Annotated in this window: 2 protein-coding genes and 1 pseudogene; 1 reads left to right on the top strand and 2 read right to left on the bottom strand. The window is 53.4% G+C overall.

Translation table 11 applies throughout. From position 1 onward, the window contains the following. Positions 1 to 245: 245 nt before the first annotated feature. Together AC2FIR_RS24030 and AC2FIR_RS24025 are read right to left on the bottom strand one after the other, a co-directional pair. A pseudogene (locus AC2FIR_RS24030) lies at positions 246 to 1,030 on the bottom strand (IS3 family transposase); the annotation flags it as partial. Positions 1,031 to 2,236: 1,206 nt separating this feature from the next. Next, positions 2,237 to 2,695 carry a hypothetical protein gene (locus AC2FIR_RS24025; protein WP_496763492.1) on the bottom strand — a complete coding sequence of 153 codons (459 nt, stop codon included), beginning with the start codon at positions 2,693 to 2,695 and terminating at the stop codon, positions 2,237 to 2,239. 283 nt (positions 2,696 to 2,978) lie between these two features. Between AC2FIR_RS24025 and AC2FIR_RS24020 the strand changes: the two genes are divergently transcribed. Continuing rightward, on the top strand, positions 2,979 to 3,304 hold a 326-nt coding region (locus AC2FIR_RS24020; RefSeq protein WP_496748941.1), incomplete at its 3' end, for a hypothetical protein.

The raw sequence follows: 3,304 nt of genomic DNA, 5'->3' as shown, positions 1-3,304 counted from the left end.
CGTTATCCACGTCAGTAACGACGTCTTATAAAATCTGATCATGCAGCGCGGCAGACGGTCTAAATCGGGCGGTTACGGAAGAAATCCAAAATAGCTTTTCGCATTTGCTCTACACCCAAAGTACCACCCAGCTCTTGGAGTATGTTACTGTCAATTAAAGAAGTGCTAGGCTGCCTAGTGTTTGAATATATGGGCTCTCCCAGCAAGACTCTCTTGAGATCACTCAGGCGAATCGGCTTAGTCGTGTACCCGCGAAGCTCGGTGATCCGAACCAGTTCGCGGGCGACACGCGCGCCGCCGATGGATGTATCGACCACAGCGGCCAGACATTCTCGGCTGAAGTCATCAATGACGTTTGGCACACGGAACCTGCGGCCATCCTCCAGCGCATCCGACATGAAGTCGAGCGACCATCTCTGGTTCGGCCCCTGTGGGATCGCCATGGGCGTTCTCGTGCCCACTGCGCGCTTGCGTCTACCCCGCTTACGAACGGTTAACCCTTCTTCGCGGTAGAGCCAATACAGCTTCTTCCAGTTCACTTCCCAGCCTTCCCGTTTCAGCAGGATATGCAGGTGGCGGTAGCCGAACCAACGCCGCTCACAGGCCAGTTCTTTCATCCTGGTGCGCAGTTCCGTGTCGGAAGGGCGCTTAGATCGACGCCGATACACACGCGGGTTAATCCCGGTCAACGCACAGGCGCGTCGCTGATTGTAACCCTTGGTCTTCATCGCCCAGTTCACAGCATTCTTCCTCAAACCGGGCTGCAGAAGTTTTTTCCGAGCATCTCTTTCAGTGTCACCACATCCATCATCTGCTCGGCCAGCATCTTCTTCAGTTTGGCGTTCTCGTTTTCCAGCGTCTTCAGTCGCCGCGCGTCTGACACCTCCATGCCGCCATACTTGGAGCGCAACTTGTAGAACGTCGCATCGCTGATGCCGTGCTTGCGGCACAGTTCCTTCGCACCGAGACCAGCTTGGTGTTCCTTCAAAATGCCGATGATTTGTTCTTCGCTGAAACGGCTTCTCTTCATCGTCTGTCTCCTCAGTTGGAGAACAGGCTAACCAAAATTCGAGGACTTCTCAGGGGAGCAGGTCATTTTTACGCATCAGAAAGTTTGAGCAAACGGCTCGCGGGGACATAGTCCACTGCTATCATTACACCTTTTGGGGCATAGTGCGACGCGCCGAACTCGTACCCCCTCATTGAAATCGTAAATCCCCATCAAGGCGCGCCGCTCCACACTGCTACTTGTTCGGCTTGTTCAAATTGGGTCGGTGGAATGAAAAATGCGGTTGTGCTCTGACATCTAAAAACCGCAATTCAATTCTCCAGCGAGCTTTTTGGGGCCCGTGGGGCGGCACGCCGAACCCAACAACCCGCTCATAACCGGTCGCAATATCCGGAATGCGCAAAAAATCAACGCGTGCCGCCCACGGTCAGAGGATTGCATGGTGGCAAAATTATGCCCGCTGCTCGTTACGAAACTTACTTTTTGCCTTTTGGAAACAGACTATTTCGCCAGATTTTGCAATGCTACGGGAATTCCCCAATTTCGAGGATTGGGTGCTCAAGGTAAGTTGTCTTCAACGGAACACTACTACCACTCCGGAATTCCCCCTTGTGAGAGAGGGGCTGGCTCTTACCCCCTCGTCCAGCCCCTCGCTCCACCCATCACAAAGCTATCAATTGCGACAGGCAGTATGCTTGATCTGATTGTAATTGGCAGTGCATATCAGCTTCACGGTCTGGTCCACTCGCTTTTTTCGGGGAGTTCCAGGTGAGCGACACTCGGGTCGCGTTGTTTCAGAAGCCCTTTCGTACTATTTTCTTCAATCTCGTTGAACACTTTTTTGGTTTAGTGTTGCAGCGTTATGCGGCTTTTTCTGATCGGCGTTGTTGTGATTTCGCTGTCCGCGGCAGTCTCGTGAACGAGGCGCTACAGGTCCAATTTTGATAACGATGTAGTCGGTTCCTCCCGGCGCACCAGTTGGCGACGAGCTGTTCTAGATTGAACGAAGTAGAAGCGTCAATGCCAGCAATTCCATAATAGATGTCGGTATCTTACTAAAAGTCCGAGCGAATTGCTTGCATCAGGTCCTGCTGACATATCAGTAGCCGAAATCAACTATGCGGTTGTGGGTCGTCAAGGTTCAACTCTCGCTGCGCATCATCAGCGGCGGCGAGACAGGCACAGCAGAAAAACGAATGGTACTAGTTGGCCCGCGCTGCAAGCTAGCTAGAGGGGACAAGAGCAACGCGGGCCCCCCGAAGGGTGGTAGTAGTAAGTAGTTAGCGTGATTGCCTGACCCGGCTCCGCGTCGCAGCGCCGCAGGCAAGAAAAATCCGCGCTGCTGAGGGATGGGATCATTCGCGGCGTAGGGTTGCTCCGCAATAACCCCCCGACAAGGCGTGCCACGGCGCGCAAGATCAGGAAAAGAGCACCGGCCCAACCCATGAAGCCAAAGGCCTCATTATCCAACGTGGCGCCAGCCAACAGGAAGAACAGGATGATGAATGGCCATTGATTGTTCTCGATCTCATGAAAAGCACGGTCATGATGGTGGGCAAGATTCCCGACAACTGCGCCTGCAACCATGCCTGATGAAAGAAATGAAACCTCCAGCAATAGCGAAAGACCCGCTGTCAGAAAGACGATACCCACCGCTTCGGCTTTCAGGGGCTTTCCCGTTTTCAAGCGCCCGGTCAGACAAGCGGATGGCACGCCAATCCGGCAAGGATGAGGACACCAAGGGTAATCAGAAAGCCGGCAACGTGCACATAATACCAAGCGTTAACTTCTTGTCTAGACTACTCAAACTCCGACCCTGCCTTGTAGGAACTGATGTCGGAGCGAATGCGAATATCCTTACACGGTCTGAACCGAGGATCATAAGATTAAGGGATATTGATCTGTATTAAGGCGGATGCCCACCGCAAGTGGCACAATAGGTCAATCAGGGAATGAGGAGGAATTTTTGATGCCGACAAAGAAGTCCAAGTCAAATTACTCGGCTTCACTCGTGGACGTTTTCAAGAATATGCAGCCGCCCATGTCTGGCAATCCGGCCTTCGGTGCCCAGATCGAACAATTCTGGGACGCGCAAGAAAAAATGCTTGAGGAAACAGAGGCCTTTGCGCAGCATTGGTTCGAGCGGCGACATGAGGCGGTCCGAACGGCCCTGCAAGCTGCGCGTGAAGTGTCTTACGCTAACCCGTCGGAACCCTCGAAAGCCCTTCAGAGTATGGCGGAATGGCAGCGCCACTCGACGGAGCGATTGGTTGCTGACGCGCAGGAATGGTTCGA

Source organism: Ruegeria sp. CDSB136 (assembly GCF_059610965.1).
Note: the sequence above shows the minus strand (reverse complement) of the source record. Positions and strands in the feature narration are given on the sequence as shown.